Raw genomic sequence first — 18,285 nt, forward strand, 5'->3', positions numbered from 1 at the left:
GCCTCAGGCTCCGGCGGGTTCGGAGGGCAGCTCGACCACGTCGACGCTGTGGCCGGTCCCGCCCACCCCCGACATCCGCGTCACGCCCTTGACCGGCGACACGTCGGCATAGTCGCGGCCATAGGCGACGACGACATGGTCCTCGCTGGCAGCCATGGCGTTGGTCGGATCGTATTCGACCCAGCCGATCTCGCGCCCGCACCAGGCCCGCACCCAGGCATGCATCGCATCGGCGCCCTCGAGCCGCTGCTGGCCCTCGGGCGGAATGGTGCGCAGGAAGCCCGAGACATAGCCCGCGGGCACGCCCACCGCGCGCAGCCCGGCAATCATGATGTGGGAATAGTCCTGGCAGACCCCCTTGCGGCGCCGGAACGCCTCGGCCGGCGGCGTGTCGGCATCGGTCGCGCCCGGCAGGAATCCCATCTCTTCGTGCAGCGCCTCGCCGAGGCAGGTCACCGCTTCGAGCGCGGTCATGTCCGGCTGCACCAGATCGCGCGCGAAGGCGGCGATTTCGGGGATCGCGCCGACCCGCGGCGAGGGCGCCAGGAAATGGTGCGGCGAGCTGCCGCCGAGATCGCGGATCGCGGCCAGCTCCACCGGCAGGCGGGCCAGCGACGGGCTGATGTCGAGGCCGGGGCGCTGGCTGCGCCGCTCGACCCAGGCCTTCAGGCGGAACTCGATGCCGGTGGCGGCACGCCCGCCGAACCCGACCGAGACCACGCGGTTGCCGAAGAAATCCGTGCGCTCGGTGCGCTCGGTCGGGCGCGGCCAGATCTCCAGATGGCGGATCGAGACCCGCTGGCGCTTCGGCAGCTCCAGAGGCTGCATGCGGATCACGTGATGGCCGAGGCTCGTCGACTGGCCGTAGGTGTAGAAGATCTTCAGGCGGATGTCGTAGCGCGTGGGCATTGCGGCCCCTCCCCTTGCCTGCCTTACCTGAAATAGTGCTGCGTCAGGAGGTTCGACACCTCCATCAGCTCGCCGCGGGTCTTCCACAGCGCCTTCGTGTCCAGCGTATGCGGGCGCTGCAGCTCGATATCGGTCTGCACCCGGATCACCGCGCGGTAGAAATCCGCCAGCCGGCCATGCTCGTCGGCCCCCGGCAGCCTTTCGCAGAGCGTGCGCATCCGGTTGAGCTGGTAGAGCAGCGCGCGCGGGTTGCGGCCGTCGAGCGCAAGAAGGTCGATGACGGTCTGGCGGTTGGTGGCGATCGTGTAGCGGCGGCGGTGGGTTATGCCGCTGTCGCCGAGCTCCACCGCCAGGTCGAGCCCGCCCTCGGGCGTGCCGTGATCGGCGAAGCGCGCCAGCATCGCGCAGATGTCCATCGCCCGCTCCAGCGCGCGGCCGATCGACAGGAATCGCCAGCCGGTGAAGCGGTACATGTTGTCCTGCACCAGCCCGGAAAACCCGGTGATCTGGCGCAGCAGCCCCGAGATCTCGCGGGCGATGTCGTCGCCGGAGCGGGGTTCGTCGTCGCTGCGGTGGTTCTCGGCCAGGAGCATCGCCGCCGCCTGCAGTTCCTTCAGCGCCAGCCAGCCATCGACCGAGAAGCGGTCGCGCACCTGCGCGGCGCTCTGCACGGCGGCGTCGAGCATGTCGGTCAGCGCCAGCGGCACCGGCTGGGCCACGTCGACCCCGGAAATCGTCAGCGCCTCGCCGATCGCGTGCTGAAGCGGCATGTCGGCGGCGGCATTCTCGGCCAGCCGGACATGGTAGGCGCGCAGGAGCCGCATCGTGCCCTCGGCGCGCTCGACATAGCGGCCGAGCCAATAAAGGTTGTCGGCGGCGCGGCTCGGCAGCAGGCTGAGGTCGGGACGGGTGCCCAGGACAGTGCGCGCCTCGGCGATCGCGGTCTGCGATCCCGGCGGGTCCGCCAGCAGCCAGACATCGGCGACCGAGCCGCCCTTCTGCAGCGAGATCGCGGTGGATTCCTGATGGCGGCCGATCCGGGCATAGCCGCCCGGCATCAGCGCCCAGCCCTTCTTGGTGCGCGCCGCGAAGACCCTCAGCGACATCGGCCGCGGCACCAGCTTCTCGCCGTCCCAGGCGGGCGTGGTCGAGAGCCGCACCGCCTCCTGGCCGACGAGATTGCCGGCCTCGGCATCGATCCAGTCGCCGATCGGCTCCTTGGCGGTGCCGCGGAACCTGCCGCCCAGAACGGTCTTGCCGTCGGTGTCGAAGGGCAGCCGGGTGGCCAGCGCAGGGGCGATCATCATCCGCTCGGTATTGGCCTGGACATGGGACCGCTCGGCCCCCTGCCCGCACCACCAGGTGGCGATGTTGGGCATCTTCAGCGGCTCGCCGGTCAGCGCCTGGCAGATGCGCGGGATGAAGGCCAGCATGGCGCGGGTTTCCAGCACGCCCGATCCCAGCGCATTGACCATGGTCAGCGAGCCCTGGCGCACCGCGTTCGCCATGCCGGGCGTGCCCAGCCGCGAGGCCTCGTTCAGTTCCAGCGGATCGGCCCAGGCGGCGTCGATGCGCCGCCAGATCACGCTGATCGGCTGCAGTCCGTTGACGGTCCGCACCATCACGCGGCCGTCGCGCACCACCAGATCCTCGCCCTCGAGCAGCATGAAGCCGAGATAGCGGGCGATATAGGCGTGCTCGAAATAGCCCTGGTTCAGCATGCCGGGCGTCAGCACGCCGACCCCGCCTTCGGTCTCGTCCGAGAGCCGTTCCAGCGCAGCGCGGAAATCGGCGAAGAAGCCGCCGATCTTGGCGACGGTCTTGTCGGCGAAATATTCCGGGAACATCCGGCTCATCGCGACGCGGTTCTCGACCGCGAAACCCGCGCCCGTCGGCGCCTGGGTGCGGTCGCCCAGCACCCACCAGCGGCCGTCGGGGCCGCGGCCGATCTCGAAGGCGATGAAATGCAGGAAATGGCCCGAGCGCGGCTCCACCCCCACCATCGGGCGCAGCCATTCGGGCATCGAGGCCACCAGCGAGGCCGGCAGGTGCCCGTCCGCCACCAGGTGGTTCGGCCCGTAGAGATCTGCCAGGATCTGCTCCAGCAGGTCGGCGCGCTGCACCAGCGCCTCGGAAATCGAGGTCCAGTCCTCTTCCGACAGCAGCACCGGGATATGGCTCAGCGGCCAGGCACGCTCGCGCGAAAACCCGTGGTCGTATTCCCGGTAATAGACGCCCGCATCGTGCAGGTACTGCTCCGCCCGGTGGAAGCGCCGCTCGATATCGGTGCCCGACAGGCGGCCGAACTGGTTGATGAAATCGCGCCAGGCCGGACGCATCGCGCCGGCCGGATCGAGAAGCTCGTCTGCCGTGTTCTCGGTCGGCCTGTAATCGCGGATGAACGCCGCGAGCCCGCCGCGACGTTCGGATTTCTCATGCGTGGTCAATCATCACATCCCGGCAAGGCGCCGAAGGTCGAGCGTCATCGGGAATTCCGGATGCGGCGACTCCATCGGCGGCACGTAAAGGCCCGGCGTGTGCCCGTGCGGCTGGAAGCGCGCCAGCCTGCGTGCCTCCGCCTCGTTCGAGTTGACCGGGAATGTGTCGTAGTTCCGTCCGCCCGGATGCGCAACATGGTAGACGCAGCCCGCGATGGCGCGGTTCGACCAGGTGTCGAACACGTCGATGGTCAGCGGCACGTGCAGCGGCACCACCGGATGCATCGCCAGCGGCGCCTGCCAGGCCTTGTAGCGGATGCCACCGACCGACACGCCGTTCTCGGCCGTCTTCTGCATCGGCACGATGCGGCCGTTGCAGGCCACGGTATAGCGCGACGGGTCCGAGGTGGTCAGCTTGACCTGGGCCCGCTCGGTCGAGCTGTCGGTATAGCGCACCGTGCCGCCGATCGCCCCGGTCTCGCCCATCACGTGCCACGGTTCGAGCGCCTGGCGCAGCTCCAGATGGATGCCCGGCCCCTCGACCTCGCCGCAGAACGGGAAGCGGAACTCGGCCTGCGCCTTGTACCAGTCGGGCTGCATCGGATAGCCATGCTCGTTCAGATCCGCCAGAACTTCGTTGAAGTCCTCCCAGAGGTAATGCGGAAGCATGAACCGGTCGTGAAGCGTCGTGCCCCAGCGCGTCAGCTTGCCGGACAGCGGGCTTTCCCAGAACCGCGCGATCAGCGCCCGGATCAGGAGCTGCTGCGCCAGCGACATGCGCGCATTGGGCGGCATCTCAAAGCCGCGGAACTCGACGAGGCCGAGGCGGCCGGTCGGGCCGTCGGGCGAATAGAGCTTGTCGATGCAGATCTCGGCGCGGTGGGTGTTGCCGGTCACGTCGACCAGCAGGTTCCGCAGCAGCCGGTCGGTCAGCCACGGCAAGGGCGGCATGCCCTCCCAGGGCGCCGGGATCTGCTGCAGCGCGATCTCCAGCTCGTAGAGATGGTCCGCCCGGCCCTCGTCGACGCGCGGCGCCTGGCTGGTCGGGCCGATGAACAGGCCGGAGAACATGTAGCTCAGCGACGGGTGGCGCTGCCAGTGCAGGATCAGCGAGCGCAGCAGGTCGGGACGGCGCAGGAACGGGCTGTCCATGATGGTCGCGCCGCCGATGACGACATGGTTGCCGCCGCCGGTGCCGGTATGCTTGCCGTCGATCATGAACTTGTCGGCGCCGAGGCGCGACTGGCGGGCCTCCTCGTAGATCGTCTCGGTGATCTCGCGCGCCTCGTCCCAGTTCGACGCGGGCTGGATGTTGACCTCCAGCACGCCCGGATCGGGGGTGACCTTGATGACGTTCAGGCGCGGGTCGGAGGGCGGCGGATAGCCCTCGATATGCACCGGCATGCCCAGCCGCTTGGCCGCGGCCTCGGAGGCGGCGACGAGTTCGAGATAGTCCTCGAGCCAGACCACCGGCGGCAGGAACACGGTCAGGCGGCCGTCGCGCGGCTCCACCGAAATCGCGGTGCGGACATGGCCGTCGATTTCATAGAGGCTCTGCGGCACCGGGCCGTCCTTCTCGGCGGTCTCGTAGGTGACGGTCGCGACCTTCTGGTCCAGCCACTCCTTGCCCAGCCGTTCGGCCAGCTCCTTCGAGATGTCCGGCAGCGGCGGCCGTTCCAGCGTGGTGTCGGCCTCGTTGACATAGGGATACTCGGCCGGGGACAGGTAGGGCAGCGCGCCGAGCGGCAGGCGGTAGCCCACGGGGCTGTCGCCCGGCACCAGGAACAGCTTGCCGCGCCGGGTCTTCCACTTTTCCGACATCCACTTGCGGCTGGTGGTGTGCTTCACCTGCCAGGGCTGCACGGGCAGGACATAGCCCACGGGCTTGGTCAGGCCGCGCTCGAAGACGCGCAGCATGCGCTGGCGCTCCTCGGGATCGTCGAGATGCGAATTCTCCGGGTCGACATTGTCCGGCAGCCGCCCCTCGCGGACCAGCCATTCGGCGGGGTCCTCGTAGGCGGGCTCGATGTTGCCGGTATCCACCTGCAGCGCCTCGGCAATCGCCGTGGTCAGCTGCGCGGCATCCCTGTAGGTCGGGCCGTCCTTCGGCTCGTGGTCTTCCTGCACCGGCAGCTCGCGGGCGATCAGGTCGGGATCGTTCCAGATCGGCTTGCCGTCGCGGCGCCAGTAGCAGGAGAAGGTCCAGCGCGGCAGGGTTTCGCCGGGATACCACTTGCCCTGGCCGTAATGCAGGAAGCCGCCCGGCGCGAATTTCTCGCGCAGCCGCCGGATCAGCACATCCGCGAGCGCGCGCTTGTGCGGGCCGACCGCGGCCGAGTTCCATTCATCGGATTCGAAATCGTCGATCGACACGAAGGTCGGCTCGCCGCCCATGGTCAGGCGCACGTCGTTTTCCGCCAGCTTGCGGTCGACATGGGCGCCGAGCGCGTTCAGCGCGTCCCAGCTGTCATCCGAGAACGGCTTGGTGATGCGCGGATGCTCGGCGACGCGGGTCACCTTCATGTCGAAATCGAATTCGGTCTCCAGGTCCTCGGGCGCCGAGAACCCGCCCGAGATCGGCGCGGCGTTGCGGTAATGCGGCGTGGCGGCCAGCGGGATATGGCTCTCGCCGGTCAAGAGGCCGGAGGTCGGGTCGAAGCCGATCCAGCCCGCGCCCGGCAGGAAGACCTCGCACCAGGCATGCAGGTCGGTGAAGTCGACCTCGGTGCCCGAGGGACCGTCCAGCGCCTTCAGGTCGGGCTTCAGCTGGATCAGGTAGCCCGAGACGAAGCGCGCGGCGAGGCCGAGATGGCGCAGCGCCTGCACCATCAGCCAGGAGCTGTCGCGGCACGATCCCTTGCCGTTCTCGAAGGTTTCCTCCGGCGTGTAGACGCCCGGCTCCAGCCGGACGACATATTCGACGGCCTCGTTGATGCGGCGGTTCAGGTCGACCACGAAATCGACCGAGCGCATCTTCTCCTTCGGCACGCCTTTGAGGAATTCCTTCAGATGCGGCCCGGCGGGCTCGGGCTTCATGTAGATCGAAAGATCCTCGAGCAGTTCCTCGGGATAGTCGAACGGATAGAACTCGGCGCGTTCCTCGACGAAGAAATCGAAGGGGTTGTAGACCGACATGTCGGCGACGAGGTCGACCTCGATCTTGAATTCCTTGACCGGCTCGGGAAACACGAAGCGTGCGAGCCAGTTGCCGTAGGGGTCCTGCTGGTGGTTCACGAAATGCGTGGAGGGGCTGACCTTGAGCGAATGGGTCAGCACGCGCGTCCTGGAATGCGGAGCCGGCCGCAGGCGGATGACCTGGGGGCCCAGAACCACCGGCTGGTCGTATTTGTAGTGGGTCAGGTGATAGATGCTGGCCTTGATCGACATGAGTAACTGCGCCCCTCGTACCCTTCTTTGGAGGGCACGCTTTCACAGAATATGTCGTCACGCCAGTGTCGCCACCGCCGCGCCCGCCTCCCCGCGCCGGGGCTGCCTAAAATTTAGACCGGTTTTCCTCGGGATACGGGATGGCCGCGGCCCCGATGCCGCAGTTCCGGTCATGCCGCGGCGCAGCGTGCCTTCGCGGCCACAGCGCCCCGGCGGACCGGCCGCGAAAGCAGCGGGGCCTCCGCGAGCAGCGCGCGCATCGCCTCCTGCCGCCCGTCGCCCTTCCCGGGGTCGATATTCGCCGTGCCGAGCAGCGCCACATGCGGACCGGGCGGCGGACCGAAGGCGCCGCCGAGATGCAGCTGCCAGAAGCGCAGTTCGTCGGCGGCGCGCAGCCCGTTGCGGTCCTCGGGACCGTCGAAGACCGGCGGGCTGGCATGGAAGGCCAGGACATGCAGCACCTGGCCGCCGATCTCGACCGGCACGTCCCAATGGCCGGTGGTCGGCAGCCGCAGGACATCGAGCACCTCCGCCCCCCAGAAGGGATCGCCCCCGGCCATCGGCAGCCCTGCATCGGGAAGGTCGCGCCAGAGGAAACCGGTGAAGTCGCGCGCCGCGCCGACCGGATGCCGCGACAGCAGCGCCATGCCGTTCTGCCCGGCGAAGTCTCCGTAGCTCTGGGCGTCTTCCGGCTCGCCCGTCCGGCCATTGCGGTCGAGATCGAGCCCGGTCGCGCGGCCCGTATTCGGCCGCAGCGCGAAAAGATGCGGATAGCGCGCCTCGCCGAAGAGATCGTTGAACGCCCCGAGCGCCGCCAGCCCCAGATCGTAGTCGAAGCGCGTCAGCAGCAGGATATCGGGCGACACCTGCGCCACCACCGCAGCCACCGCCTCGGCCGCCGGATCGCCGCGCAGGATGTCGCGCAGCAGCAGCCCCGGCCCGTCGCGGTCCAGTTCGACATTGTAGACGGCCAGCCGGACCGGATCCGCCGCAGCCGAAACCGCCCAGCACAAAAGCAGAAGAGCCCGCAGCATCATGGCTGCAGGCTCCTCAATCTTGGTTAACCAAATCTTTCCGAAAGCTGGAGCGGCCGGGTCAGACCCAGGGACGCTCCGCGGCGGCCTTGGCTTCGAACGCGTCGATCGCGGCGGCTTTCTGCAGGGTCTGGCCGATATCGTCGAGGCCGTTCAGCAGGCAGTGCTTGCGGTGCGGGTCGACCTCGAAGGAGACCGAGCCGCCATCCGGACCGGTGATGACCTGGTTTTCCAGATCGACGGTGACGACCGCGTTGGAGCCGCGCTTGGCGTCATCCATCAGCTTGTCGACGTCTTCCTGCGGCAGGACGATCGGCAAGATGCCGTTCTTGAAGCAGTTGTTGTAGAAGATGTCGGCGAAGCTCGTGGAGATCACGACGCGGATGCCGAAATCGAGCAGCGCCCAGGGCGCGTGCTCGCGCGAGGAACCGCAGCCGAAATTGTCGCCCGCGACGATGATCTTCGCCTCGCGGTAGGCCGGCTGGTTCAGCACGAATTCCGGGATTTCCTTGCCCTCGGAATCATAGCGCATCTCGTCGAACAGGTTCACGCCCAGGCCCGACCGCTTGATCGTCTTCAGGAACTGCTTGGGGATGATCATGTCGGTGTCGATGTTCATCAGCGGCATGGGTGCCGCCACACCGGTGACCTTGGTGAATTTTTCCATCATCGCCTCCTTGCGGCCAGCGCCCTGCGCCCGGCCCTGCCGTTCCATGAATGCTGGGGGTCCGATTAGCCGAGCCCGGGCCAAAGGACAAGCCGGCCGGACGCAAAGGCGGTCCCGGCGTCACCCGGGCACGGCAAAGCTCAGCGAGGCCCAGAGCGAAAGCCAGACCGGCCCGGCCCCGGGATCGTCATTCGGCAGCTCCTCAAGCGCCACCGCATCGGCGAGATACACGTGCCCCGGCTTCACCGGCAGGACCGCGCGGCCCGCGCCGTCGGTGCGGTGCAGCGTGACGGCGACCGTGCCGTCGGGGGCGCGTTCGAACAGCTCGAGCTGCGCACCGGCCCGTGGCGCCCCGTCGAGAAGCACCTCGACCGGCAAGGTGTCCCGCGCCCCGAGATAGGGGTTTTCCAGCGCCACGATCTCGGTCCGCAGCCCGGTTTCGAGGTCCGCCCCCTGCCCGTCCCCGACCGCGACCAGCGCCTTGGCATAGCGGACATAGCGTTCCCGGAACCCGCTTTCGGGCAGCCCGCGCGCCGCGTGCCGCTCGATCGCCTCCGGGAAATCCTTGTGGCGGAAGAACCGCTTCCAGGTGTCCGCGTCCTTGTAGGTCAGCACCACGGGACGGGTTTCATGGACCAGCACGGCCAGCCCGGCAGGCAGCTCCAGCGACAGCGGATCATCCCCCATCCGGCCGGCCACCGGCACGGTCCCGGCAGCGGTCAGCGCCTCGTAGCGGGCGACGGCCCCCGGCAGGTAGGGACGGGAGGGGGCCTTGAATTTTTCTCCGATCCGGGTCGTGACTTGCAGCGTATCTCCGGCAGGGATCTCGTACCTGCCGGGCGAGATCCAGAATTCGTGACCGAAGGCCCGGGAGGCCAGCAGCATGCAAAGGACGAGTGAAACGGGCAGTCGCATCGGCATCTCCTGGCTCCATGCCCTAGTTCTGGGGCTCGCGGCCGCGCTGTCAATCTGCGGGGCCGCCGCCGCGCATGAAGTCCGCCCTGCGGTGGCCGATGCGGAAATCCGCGATGACGAGGTGCTGATCCAGTACCGGATCGTGCTGGAACCGATTCTGGCGGGCATCGACCTGGCCGGGCTCGGCGACACCGACGAGAGCCCGCTTTCCGGGCTGAACGACCAGCTGCGCCGCCTGCCCCCGGCCGAGATCGAATCGCGGTTCCGCGCCGCCTGGCCACAGCTCGCGCAGGAATTCCGGATCGAAAGCGGCGGCACGGACATCGCGCCGGAGGTCGTCGGCCTGTCAGTGCCCACCGCCGGCGACCCGGACCTGCCGCGCGACAGCACGCTGATCCTCTCCGCCGCGCTGCCGACCGCGCCTGGATGGCCCGAGTCGTCGGCGGCGTAGCGGGCGCAGTCCTGCGGCGCCGAAAGCAGCGCCGCGGCGGGCAGCAGGGCGCGGAGCGCGTCGAGAAGCGCCAGATCGGCACCTTGTGTCGGGGCGGGCTGCATCTATGATCTTCCTTCCGTGTTTTCCTGTCCGTCCGCCGAGGCCGAACCATGCCGTCCAGTGCCCTTCTCGCCCGCCTGCCGAGCCTCCGGCATTTCGTCGAAGTCGCCGAACAGGGATCGTTCCGCGCGGCCGCCGAGCGGATGAACATCGCGCCCTCGGCCGTGTCGAAGCAGATCAGGAACCTCGAGGGCAGCCTCGGGGTCACGCTGTTCCGGCGCGAGCGCGGCCGCGGCGGGCTGGAGCTGACCGAGGCGGGCGAAGTGCTGCTCTACCGCTGCGCCTCGGTGATGAACGAGCTGACCATCGCCCGCGACGAGCTGAGCCAGATCAAGGGGCTGGAGCGCGGCCATCTGCGGCTCGGCGTCAACGAGGTGCTGGCCTCGGACCTGCTTCCGGGCATCCTCAGCGACATGAACCGCAACCATCCGAACCTGCAATTCACCGTGCTGGTCGAGAACACGCCCGCGCTCCTGCGCAGCCTGCAGGACGGCGACATCGACATCGCGCTCGGCTACAACTTCCCGCCCTCGGCCGAGCTCGACACGCTTGCGGTGCTGAACCGGCGCACCTACCTGATCACCGCGATGAGCCATCCGCTGGCGCGGCGCCGCAAGGTCCGCATCGAGGATCTGGCCGGCGAGAAGGTGATCTTCCCGCAGGCCACGGTGATGCTGCACCGGATGATGCGCGACTGGCTCGACCAGTCGGGGGTGGAGGTGCGCGAGGTGCTGTCGACCAACTCCTTCACGCTGCTGCGCCGCCTGGTGCAGGACGGGATGGGCGTCTCGATCGTGATCGGCCGCTTCCTGCAGCGCACGCCCGAGCAGATCGCCTTCATCGAGCTGGACCACCCGGCGGTGATGCCGATGCCGCTGAGCTGCTGCCGGGTCGCGGGACGCACCCCGACAGCCTCCTCGGCTGCCTTTGCTGCCGCCGTCAGGACGCTTTTCGCGCAATATGGCGGCTAGGCCCGTCATGCACGGGCCATCGGCGAGCGGTTGTAGTTCTTGCAGATGAGATAGCGCGAAGGCGTGCGGCCGAGCGCGCCGAACCATTGCGGCACATGCGGCCCCATCCAGATCGCGTCGCCCGCCTGCACCGGGTACCAGCGGTCGTCGAGCCGGTAGACCCCGCCGCCGTCGAGCATCAAGAGGCCGTGCTCCATGAAATGGGTCTCCACATAGGCCAGCGAGGAGCCGGGGTGGAAATTCATCACGTTGACCTCGAAATCGAAGGCCGGATCGGTCGGCAGCATCTTCTGCACCTTCAGCCAGTCGTCGCCGCGCAGCGGCTGGCCCTCGATCTGGGCGACCGAGCCGGTGACGATGCCGGGGATCCCGCCGCGCGCCAGGAAGCGCCATTCGAAGACCGCCAGCCGCGCGCCCTCGGGGGCGGAAAGGCCGATGCCGCAATCCGGCGGCAGGAAGGCATAGCCCTCATGGCCGAGTTCCGTGCCGTCGGAAAGCGTCGCGCCGCCTTCGAGCACGAAGACGAAGCGGGCCAGGCCCTCGGGGGCGGGCGCGGCGGTGACGGCGGCGGGACAGCGCACCAGCGCGAGGCTCAGCCGCGCCCCCATGTCGGGAGAGACGAGGACTGCCAGTTCCGCGCCCGGCCAGTCCGGCTGGGTGATCCATTCATGGCTTTCCGGCGTCAGCAGCGCATGGCGCGCGCGGATGTCGGAACGGGTCGCGCCGAACCGGGCGAGATTGTCGGTGGTCATTCGGTGTCTCCAAGAGGTCTGCGGGCGGCAAAGCCCAGGATGAGGCCGCGCAGCAACGCCGCGCGCCGGGCCAGAGGCGCGACAAGCACATGTTCGCCCGGCGAATGCCAGTGGTTTCCGACCGCGCCGAGCCCGTCGAGCGTCGGCACCCCGGCGGCGGAGGTGAAATTGCCGTCGCTGCCGCCGCCAGAGGAGGTTTCCGCCAGATCGTGGCCGAGGCCGCGGGCAATCCGGCGGGCCTCTTCGGCCATGGCGAGCGTTGCCGGCGTCCGGGCAAGGCAGGGCTTCTCCGTCTCGCCGGTGACATGCACCTGGGCGTCATCATGGCTGAGCATCGGGGCGCGCACCGAGCGCCCGGCGGCGGCGACGCGTCGGATCATCGGCTCGACCTCGTCGCGGCGGTCCCAGATCTGGCGCAGCCGGTAGAGGTATTCGTCCGCCGAAATGCCCGCGCGCCGCGCGCTGCCCTCGACCCGCCCGGCAAGGCGCGGGTCGTCGAAATGCGCCGCACGGAAATCCGGCCCGTGCTCGAAGGCGCGCTCCTGCAGCGGGGTGCCGAAATCGCGCAGCATGATCGAGGTATGGTCGTTGAAGGCGATCGCCGGCAGCAGATCGGCCGTCAGCGCCTGCTCGATCACCGGCACGGCCTCGAAGGCGAAGGTCTCCCAGCGCAGCTGCACGCGGTTCTCCACCGTCAGTCGGGACCGCGCAGCCTCGAGCGCCGCAAGGAAGGCCGCGGCCCCCTCGACCGAGCGCAGCCCCGGCTCCCAGCTCAGCGTCACCGCGTGATAGGCGGTGGCGATGCCGTTCGCGGCAAGCTGCCGGTCGGTGTCGAGAATCGCGGGGTCCGCAGGGAAGGCGACGCCCGGCCGCGGCATCACCTGGCGCTCGAAGGCGTCGCCATGCAGGTCGACCATCGCGGGCGCCAGCACCAGCCCGCGGCCGTCGATCTCGCGCTCCGCCGGTTCGGCCGTGCCGATCGCGGCGATCAGACCGTCGGCGATCACCAGGTCGGCCTCGGCCGGGCCGTCCTCCATCAGGACAGTGGCGCCGCGGATTGCGGTGGTCATTGCGGAAGCGGGGAGATCTTTCACGGGCGGACACCTTCACCGGGAACTGGACGGAACCATGTTAGCGGTAAAGCAGCTTTGCGTCTTCCCGGTGACAGCCCGGGCAGGGGCGGCAAAACGAAGCCTGCCTGCGGTTGCAGGGGCGCGTGGAGATATTGGCCTTAGGGGGAGGTGGCAGTCCGTAGGGGAATCGAACCCCTCTTTCCAGGTTGAAAACCTGGCGTCCTAACCGATAGACGAACGGACCGTGCTTGCGTAGGGCGGCTTCTAGAAAACCCGCGCGCCGGTTGCAAGCGGGAAATGCGCCTTGCCGCAACATTTTTCCGGGAGCTTCCGCCGCGGCGCCGCGGCGTCTTGCCCCCGCGGACGGAACACTTAGATTGCCCGGGTTTTCCAGCAGCCGGAAGTGAGCCACATGGACCCCCGCAAACTCGAAATGACCGTCCTCATGACCCCCGACATGGCCAACTTCTCGGGCAAGGTGCATGGCGGGGCGCTCCTCAACCTTCTCGACCGCGTGGCCTTCTCCTGCGCCTCGCGGTTTTCCAAGCGCTATGCAGTGACGCTGTCGGTCGACCAAGTGACCTTCAAGCAGCCGATCAACGTGGGCGAGCTGGTGAGCTTCAAGGCCAGCGTCAACCATGTCGGCCGCACCTCGATGGAAATCGGCATCCGCGTCGAGGCGCAGGACATCCGCTCGGGCGTCTCGCGCCACACGAATTCGTGCTATTTCACCATGGTCGCCGTGGATGACGACGGCAAGTCCGCGCCGGTGCCCGAGCTGCAGGTGCTCAGCGAGGAAGAGCAGAAGCGCTACCGCGCCGCCGAGGTCCGCCGCGAGCTGCGCCGCCAGTTCCAGGCCGAGATGAAGAAGGCCGCCGAAGGCAAAATCTGACGCGATCGCCGCCGGGCCCGCAGCGGCCCGGCGGCGAAAGATGATTCACTCCGGCGCCGAAACCGATTAGATCGGGCAGGCAGACAGGAGTTGCCCGAGATGACCGAAGAATTCGCCCGCGAGAAAGCCGAAGCCTCCGCCTGGTTCCGCAGCCTGCGCGACAGCATCGTCGCCGCCTTCGAGTCGCTGGAGGACAGCCAGGCCGCCGGTCCCTTCGCGGGCGAGCCCGCGGGCCGCTTCGAGGTGACCGAAACCCGCCGCGCCTCCGAGGACGGCTCGGATGCCGGGGGCGGGCTGATGTCGGTGATGCGCGGCGGCCGGGTCTTCGAGAAGGTCGGCGTCAATGTGTCTACCGTCTACGGCCAGCTCGGCGAGCGCGCGCAGAAGGCGATGGCCGCGCGCAAGGATCTGGACCTCAGCGGCGATCCGCGCTTCTGGGCCTCGGGCATTTCGCTGGTCGCGCATATGCAGAACCCGCACACGCCCGCCGTCCACATGAACACCCGGATGTTCTGGACGCCCAAGGCCTGGTGGTTCGGCGGCGGCGCCGACCTCAATCCCTGCCTCGAATACGGCGAGGACACCCAGCATTTCCACAAGACGCTGGAGGCGGCCTGCACGCCGCATGGCGAAGATTACTACGAGCGCTTCAAGCACTGGGCGGACGAGTATTTCTACATCCCGCACCGCAAGCGCGCCCGCGGCGTCGGCGGCATCTTCTACGACGACCTGAACACCGGCGACTGGGAGGCGGATTTCGCCTTCACCAGATCCGTCGGCGAGGCGTTCCTGCCGGCCTTCCTGCCGGTGACCGAGGCGCGGCGCGGCATGGCCTGGGGACCGGCCGAGAAGGAGGCGCAGCTGGTGCATCGCGGGCTCTATGCCGAATACAACCTGGTCTATGACCGGGGCACGAAATTCGGGCTGGAGACCGGCCATGACGCCAATGCCGTGCTGATGAGCCTGCCGCCGCTGGCCAAGTGGATCTGATCTGGCGCCATCTCTCCGGGCCTCTGGCCCTGTCCTTGCGGGCAGGGCCGTGCAGTCTGTGCGGACGGTGACGGAGCGCGTGCGATGACCAGAATCAATGAATTCGGCCAGCCGGTCGGCGAAGACGTGACGATCGCGCTGCCACGGCCGCGCCCGGAGCCGGTGATGCTGGAAGGCCGCCATGTCCGGCTGGAGCCACTGGCCATGGCCCATGCCGCCGGGCTCTTCGCGGAGGTGGGCGGGGCGTCTCGGGCGTCGCTCTGGACCTACATGCCGCAGGGGCCCTTTGCGGACATGCCGGCGTTCGGGGCCTGGATGCAAACCGCCGTCGAAAGCCGTGATCCCTTGTTCTCGGCGATCCTCGACCGTCAGACGGGCGCGCCGCTGGGCTTTGCCTCCTTTCTCCGGATCGCGCCCGAGATCGGTTCCGTCGAGGTGGGATTCATCATGTTCTCCAAAGCCTTGCAGGGCACAGTACATGCAACTGAGGCGATGGCGCTGATGATGTCCCATGTCTTCGATGGCTTGGGCTACCGCCGCTACGAATGGAAATGCGATGCACTGAACGCGCCGTCGCGGCGCGCTGCCGAACGGCTGGGATTCCGCCATGAGGGCATCTTCCGGCAAGCGACGGCCTACAAGGGCCGCAACCGCGACACCGCCTGGTTCGCAGCGACAGACGGCGACTGGCCCAGGCTCAAGGCCGGGTTCGATGCCTGGCTTGCCCCGGAGAATTTCGATGCTGAGGGGCGGCAGATCCGGAGCCTTGCGGCATGCCGCGGCTGAGTGCGGATCTCCCGGTTTTCGTCTACGGCACGCTGCGCCCCGGCGTGGCGCATACGCCCGCGGCGCGGCGGCTGAAGCGCGAGGCGCGGCTGATCGGCCCCGCGACCTTTCCGGGACGGCTCTATCTGGTGCATTGGTATCCCGGTCTCGTGCCCGGTTCCGCGCCGGACGAGCTGGTCCATGGCGAGCTGTTCGCGCTGCCGCCCCGGCGCGGGCTGATGGAGATGCTCGATGCCTATGAGCGCTTCCGCCCCGAGCGGCCGAAGCGCGGCGATTTCCGGCGGGCCGAGTGGACTGTGGCGGGGCCCGAGGGCGCGGTGCGGGCCTGGGTCTACACCTATCACGGCCCGGTCTCCGAAGACCGCCGCATCCGATCGGGGGATTTCATCCGCGGCGAATGACCTCCGGCTGCCGATGTCTTGGGGAGAGGTTTGAGGTCCCGGGGCTTTGCAGTGTGGGGGCTATGAGGCTCGGCCCCGGGACCTGTGGTCGCGTCGTTGCGATGAAGCCGTTCTAGCCGTGGCACATGGCAGGACGAGGGAGCCGAAATGGCGGTCCGGGGATCATTTCAGGGCGGAAATGCGGCGGGAACGCAAAAGGCCCGGACGGGGGAACCGTCCGGGCCTTTCCATGATGCGTACAGGGCGGCGTCAGGCCAGCAGGTCGCGGACCTTCTGGGCGGCTGCCTCGGCGGTGATGCCGAACTTCTCGTAGAGCACTTCGGCCGGGGCGGAGGCGCCGAAGCCCTCCATGCCGACGAAACCGGCCTTCTCGCGGCGGCCGCGCTCGTCGCAGAGCCAGCGGTCCCAGCCGAAGCGGACGCCCGCCTCGACGGCGACGCGGACCGGACCTGCGGGCAGGACCTTGCGGCGCCAGGCTTCGTCCTGCTGCTCGAAGAGCTCCCAGCAGGGCATCGAGACGACGCGGGTGCCGATGCCTTCGGCCTCGAGGATCTCGCGCGCCTTCATGGCGATGGCGACCTCGGTGCCGGTGGCCATCAGGATCGCCTGGCGCTTGCCGGTGGCCTCGGCCATGATGTAGCCGCCGCGGGCGGTCAGGTTCTTGGCCGAATAGGTGTCGCGCAGCGCGGGCGTGCCCTGGCGGCTGAGAGCCAGGACCGACGGCGTGGCTTTCTGCTCCAGCGCGGTTTCCCAGGCCTCTGCGGTCTCGGTGGCGTCGGCCGGGCGGAAGACCAGCGTGTTCGGCGTCGCGCGCAGCATTGCCAGATGCTCCACCGGCTGGTGGGTCGGGCCGTCCTCGCCGAGACCGATCGAGTCATGGCTGAGCACGTAGACCGCCGGGACGCCCATCAGCGCCGAAAGGCGCATCGCGCCGCGGGCATAGTCGGCGAAGCACATGAAGGTGCCGCCATAGGGCTTCACCCCGCCATGCAGCGCCATGCCGTTCATCGCGGCGGCCATGCCGTGCTCGCGGATGCCGTAATGGATGTAGCGGCCCTTGCGGTTTTCCGGATCGAAGACCTCGATGCCGCCCGCCTTGGTGTTGTTCGAACCGGTCAGGTCGGCCGAGCCGCCGACGGTTTCCGGCGCGACCGGGTTGATCGCGTCGAGCGCGGTCTGCGAGGCTGCGCGGGTGGCAAGCTTCGGCATGTCCTCGACGAACTTCTTCTTCAGCGCGCGGATGGTGGCGGCGAGCTTCTTCGGCGCTTCGCCGGCCATGACGCGGGCGAATTCGGCCTGGCGCGAGGCTGAGGTGGCCGCGAGGCGCTCCTTCCACTCGGCATGGTCCGCTGCGCCGCGCGCGCCGATGGCTTCCCAGGCGGATTTCACGTCCGCGGGCACCTCGTAGGGGCCGTATTCCCAGCCATAGGCTGCCTTGGTGTCGGCGACGACCTTCGGATCGGTCAGCGCGCCATGGCCCTTCGGCGTGTCCTGCGCGGCGGAGCCGATGGCAATATGGGTCTTGCAGGCGATCATCGAGGGCTTCGAGGATTTCTTCGCGGCGGTGATCGCCTGGTCGATATCCTCGGGGTCATGGCCGTCGCATTCGAAGACCGACCAGCCGGAGGCGCGGAAGCGGGCCATCTGGTCGGTCTTGTCGGCGATCTCGACGGTGCCGTCGATGGTGATGTTGTTGTTGTCCCACAGCACGATGAGCTTCGACAGCTCCTGCTTGCCCGCGAGGCCGATCGCTTCCTGCGACACGCCTTCCATCAGGCAGCCGTCGCCCGCGATGCAGTAGGTGTAGTGGTCGACGAGCTTCTTGCCGAAGCGCGCGCGCAGCACTTCCTCGGCGATGGCGAAGCCCACGGCGTTCGAGATGCCCTGGCCGAGCGGGCCGGTGGTGGTCTCGATCCCCGGCGCATGGCCGTATTCCGGGTGGCCGGCGGTCTTGGCGCCCCACTGGCGGAAATTCTTGATCTCGTCGATCGTCATCTCCGGCGCGCCGGTGAGATAGAGCAGCGAGTAGAGCAGCATCGAGCCGTGGCCGGCCGACAGGATGAAGCGGTCGCGGTCGGCCCAGTCCGGCGCGGAGGCGTCGAATTTCAGGTGCTTCTCGTAGAGCACGGTGGCCACGTCGGCCATCCCCATCGGCATGCCGGAATGGCCGGAATTCGCGCCTGCGACGGCGTCGAGGGTCAGCGCGCGGATCGCGCTCGCCTTCTTCCAGTGCTCGGGATGCGTCTCTTGCGCGGGCAGAATGGTCACGTGAGGTCTCCTCGTCCGGCTGTGTGGTTGGTCCGGCAAAGCGGTGGCTCGTCGCCACGGGGGCGTGTCGGACCGCGTCTTAGCAACACATCAGTAATGTGCAAGCGCTAACAAGGTCGGGATCGGCTGGTTAACGGCTGATTGCCGCCGGATGTGAGGGGGGCGGGCCTTGCTCCCCCCGGTCAAGTCTGTAGTCATGGGTAAAACAATACGAAACCGGGCGGCAACGCTACAGGACGGGCACATGAG

At 68.4% G+C, this 18,285-nt stretch carries 16 protein-coding genes and 1 tRNA gene (1 of these 17 only partly in view); 6 read left to right on the plus strand and 11 right to left on the minus strand.

Translation table 11 applies throughout. The features are described 5' to 3' along the window. Positions 1-3: 3 nt before the first annotated feature. The 6 genes from C7T91_RS00105 to C7T91_RS00130 all read right to left on the minus strand — a co-directional run bounded on the left by C7T91_RS00105 (position 4) and on the right by C7T91_RS00130 (position 9,350). Positions 4-909 (minus strand): transglutaminase family protein, encoded by a 906-nt coding sequence (locus tag C7T91_RS00105; protein WP_108257528.1) that lies wholly within the window; start codon positions 907-909, stop codon positions 4-6. 23 nt (positions 910-932) lie between these two features. Next, positions 933-3,356, minus strand: coding sequence for a circularly permuted type 2 ATP-grasp protein (locus C7T91_RS00110; RefSeq protein WP_236637883.1), 2,424 nt, complete (start codon positions 3,354-3,356; stop codon positions 933-935). A gap of 3 nt (positions 3,357-3,359) precedes the next feature. Then, positions 3,360-6,734 carry a transglutaminase family protein gene (locus C7T91_RS00115; RefSeq protein WP_108257529.1) on the minus strand — a complete coding sequence of 1,125 codons (3,375 nt, stop codon included), beginning with the start codon at positions 6,732-6,734 and terminating at the stop codon, positions 3,360-3,362. Between the two features lie 170 nt (positions 6,735-6,904). Next, the gene (locus tag C7T91_RS00120) at positions 6,905-7,768 is read right to left on the minus strand and encodes an endonuclease/exonuclease/phosphatase family protein (RefSeq protein WP_236637884.1); all 864 of its coding nucleotides are present in this window, start codon (positions 7,766-7,768) and stop codon (positions 6,905-6,907) included. Positions 7,769-7,829: 61 nt separating this feature from the next. Further along, positions 7,830-8,435 carry a 3-isopropylmalate dehydratase small subunit gene (gene leuD, locus C7T91_RS00125; protein ID WP_108258426.1) on the minus strand — a complete coding sequence of 202 codons (606 nt, stop codon included), beginning with the start codon at positions 8,433-8,435 and terminating at the stop codon, positions 7,830-7,832. Positions 8,436-8,555: 120 nt separating this feature from the next. After that, on the minus strand, positions 8,556-9,350 hold the full coding sequence (locus C7T91_RS00130; protein ID WP_108257531.1) for a DUF4198 domain-containing protein: 795 nt from the start codon (positions 9,348-9,350) through the stop codon (positions 8,556-8,558). A gap of 91 nt (positions 9,351-9,441) precedes the next feature. Between C7T91_RS00130 and C7T91_RS00135 the strand changes: the two genes are divergently transcribed. Together C7T91_RS00135 and C7T91_RS00140 are read left to right on the plus strand one after the other, a co-directional pair. Next, positions 9,442-9,801 (plus strand): hypothetical protein, encoded by a 360-nt coding sequence (locus tag C7T91_RS00135; protein WP_108257532.1) that lies wholly within the window; start codon positions 9,442-9,444, stop codon positions 9,799-9,801. 152 nt (positions 9,802-9,953) lie between these two features. Beyond that, positions 9,954-10,874, plus strand: coding sequence for a LysR family transcriptional regulator (locus C7T91_RS00140; RefSeq protein WP_108257533.1), 921 nt, complete (start codon positions 9,954-9,956; stop codon positions 10,872-10,874). A 5-nt stretch (positions 10,875-10,879) separates the two neighbouring features. On the opposite strand, the gene allE is transcribed toward C7T91_RS00140, so the two are convergent. The 3 genes from allE to C7T91_RS00155 form a co-directional block, all read right to left on the minus strand. Continuing rightward, a complete protein-coding gene (gene allE / locus C7T91_RS00145) occupies positions 10,880-11,626 on the minus strand; it encodes a (S)-ureidoglycine aminohydrolase (protein WP_108257534.1) in 747 nt (248 codons plus the stop codon). Continuing rightward, on the minus strand, positions 11,623-12,720 hold the full coding sequence (locus C7T91_RS00150) for a M20/M25/M40 family metallo-hydrolase (protein WP_145962724.1): 1,098 nt from the start codon (positions 12,718-12,720) through the stop codon (positions 11,623-11,625). Before C7T91_RS00150 ends, allE begins: the two co-directional genes overlap by 4 nt. A gap of 148 nt (positions 12,721-12,868) precedes the next feature. Then, positions 12,869-12,943: transfer RNA gene (locus C7T91_RS00155), tRNA-Glu, on the minus strand. Positions 12,944-13,111: 168 nt separating this feature from the next. On the opposite strand from C7T91_RS00155, the gene C7T91_RS00160 reads away from it, so the two are divergent. The 4 genes from C7T91_RS00160 (at position 13,112) to C7T91_RS00175 (ending at position 15,768) form a co-directional block, all read left to right on the plus strand. Beyond that, entirely contained in the window at positions 13,112-13,591 is a 480-nt protein-coding gene (locus C7T91_RS00160; RefSeq protein WP_108257535.1) for an acyl-CoA thioesterase, read from the plus strand. A 99-nt stretch (positions 13,592-13,690) separates the two neighbouring features. Then, entirely contained in the window at positions 13,691-14,581 is an 891-nt protein-coding gene (gene hemF, locus C7T91_RS00165; protein WP_108257536.1) for an oxygen-dependent coproporphyrinogen oxidase, read from the plus strand. Positions 14,582-14,665: 84 nt separating this feature from the next. Next, a complete protein-coding gene (locus C7T91_RS00170; RefSeq protein WP_108257537.1) occupies positions 14,666-15,367 on the plus strand; it encodes a GNAT family N-acetyltransferase in 702 nt (233 codons plus the stop codon). Next, the gene (locus tag C7T91_RS00175; protein WP_108257538.1) at positions 15,355-15,768 is read left to right on the plus strand and encodes a gamma-glutamylcyclotransferase family protein; all 414 of its coding nucleotides are present in this window, start codon (positions 15,355-15,357) and stop codon (positions 15,766-15,768) included. The genes C7T91_RS00170 and C7T91_RS00175 overlap by 13 nt, the downstream gene beginning before the upstream one ends. A gap of 249 nt (positions 15,769-16,017) precedes the next feature. Here C7T91_RS00175 and tkt read toward each other — a convergent pair whose 3' ends face one another. Together tkt and C7T91_RS31270 are read right to left on the minus strand one after the other, a co-directional pair. Continuing rightward, positions 16,018-18,036, minus strand: coding sequence for a transketolase (tkt, locus tag C7T91_RS00180; protein WP_108257539.1), 2,019 nt, complete (start codon positions 18,034-18,036; stop codon positions 16,018-16,020). Between the two features lie 229 nt (positions 18,037-18,265). After that, a protein-coding gene (locus C7T91_RS31270) for a hypothetical protein (protein WP_145962725.1) crosses the window boundary here: on the minus strand, positions 18,266-18,285 show its 3' portion. 268 nt of this gene lie beyond the right edge of the window; only the last 20 of its 288 coding nucleotides appear in the window; its start codon lies off the right edge, out of view; its stop codon occupies positions 18,266-18,268.

It is taken from the genome of Mangrovicoccus ximenensis (assembly GCF_003056725.1).
Classification (GTDB): Bacteria; Pseudomonadota; Alphaproteobacteria; order Rhodobacterales; family Rhodobacteraceae; genus Mangrovicoccus; species Mangrovicoccus ximenensis.

What these genes read in the sequence shown, in the direction of transcription:
- C7T91_RS00170 (WP_108257537.1), top strand. Translation starts at nt 14,666, where the DNA reads ATGACCAGAATCAATGAATTCGGCCAGCCGGTCGGCGAAGACGTGACG.
- C7T91_RS00140 (WP_108257533.1), top strand. Translation starts at nt 9,954, where the DNA reads ATGCCGTCCAGTGCCCTTCTCGCCCGCCTGCCGAGCCTCCGGCATTTC.
- leuD (WP_108258426.1), bottom strand. Translation starts at nt 8,435, where the DNA reads ATGGAAAAATTCACCAAGGTCACCGGTGTGGCGGCACCCATGCCGCTG.
- allE (WP_108257534.1), bottom strand. Translation starts at nt 11,626, where the DNA reads ATGACCACCGACAATCTCGCCCGGTTCGGCGCGACCCGTTCCGACATC.
- C7T91_RS00120 (WP_236637884.1), bottom strand. Translation starts at nt 7,768, where the DNA reads ATGCTGCGGGCTCTTCTGCTTTTGTGCTGGGCGGTTTCGGCTGCGGCG.
- hemF (WP_108257536.1), top strand. Translation starts at nt 13,691, where the DNA reads ATGACCGAAGAATTCGCCCGCGAGAAAGCCGAAGCCTCCGCCTGGTTC.
- C7T91_RS00115 (WP_108257529.1), bottom strand. Translation starts at nt 6,734, where the DNA reads ATGTCGATCAAGGCCAGCATCTATCACCTGACCCACTACAAATACGAC.
- C7T91_RS00105 (WP_108257528.1), bottom strand. Translation starts at nt 909, where the DNA reads ATGCCCACGCGCTACGACATCCGCCTGAAGATCTTCTACACCTACGGC.
- C7T91_RS00160 (WP_108257535.1), top strand. Translation starts at nt 13,112, where the DNA reads ATGGACCCCCGCAAACTCGAAATGACCGTCCTCATGACCCCCGACATG.
- C7T91_RS00130 (WP_108257531.1), bottom strand. Translation starts at nt 9,350, where the DNA reads ATGCGACTGCCCGTTTCACTCGTCCTTTGCATGCTGCTGGCCTCCCGG.
- C7T91_RS00175 (WP_108257538.1), top strand. Translation starts at nt 15,355, where the DNA reads ATGCCGCGGCTGAGTGCGGATCTCCCGGTTTTCGTCTACGGCACGCTG.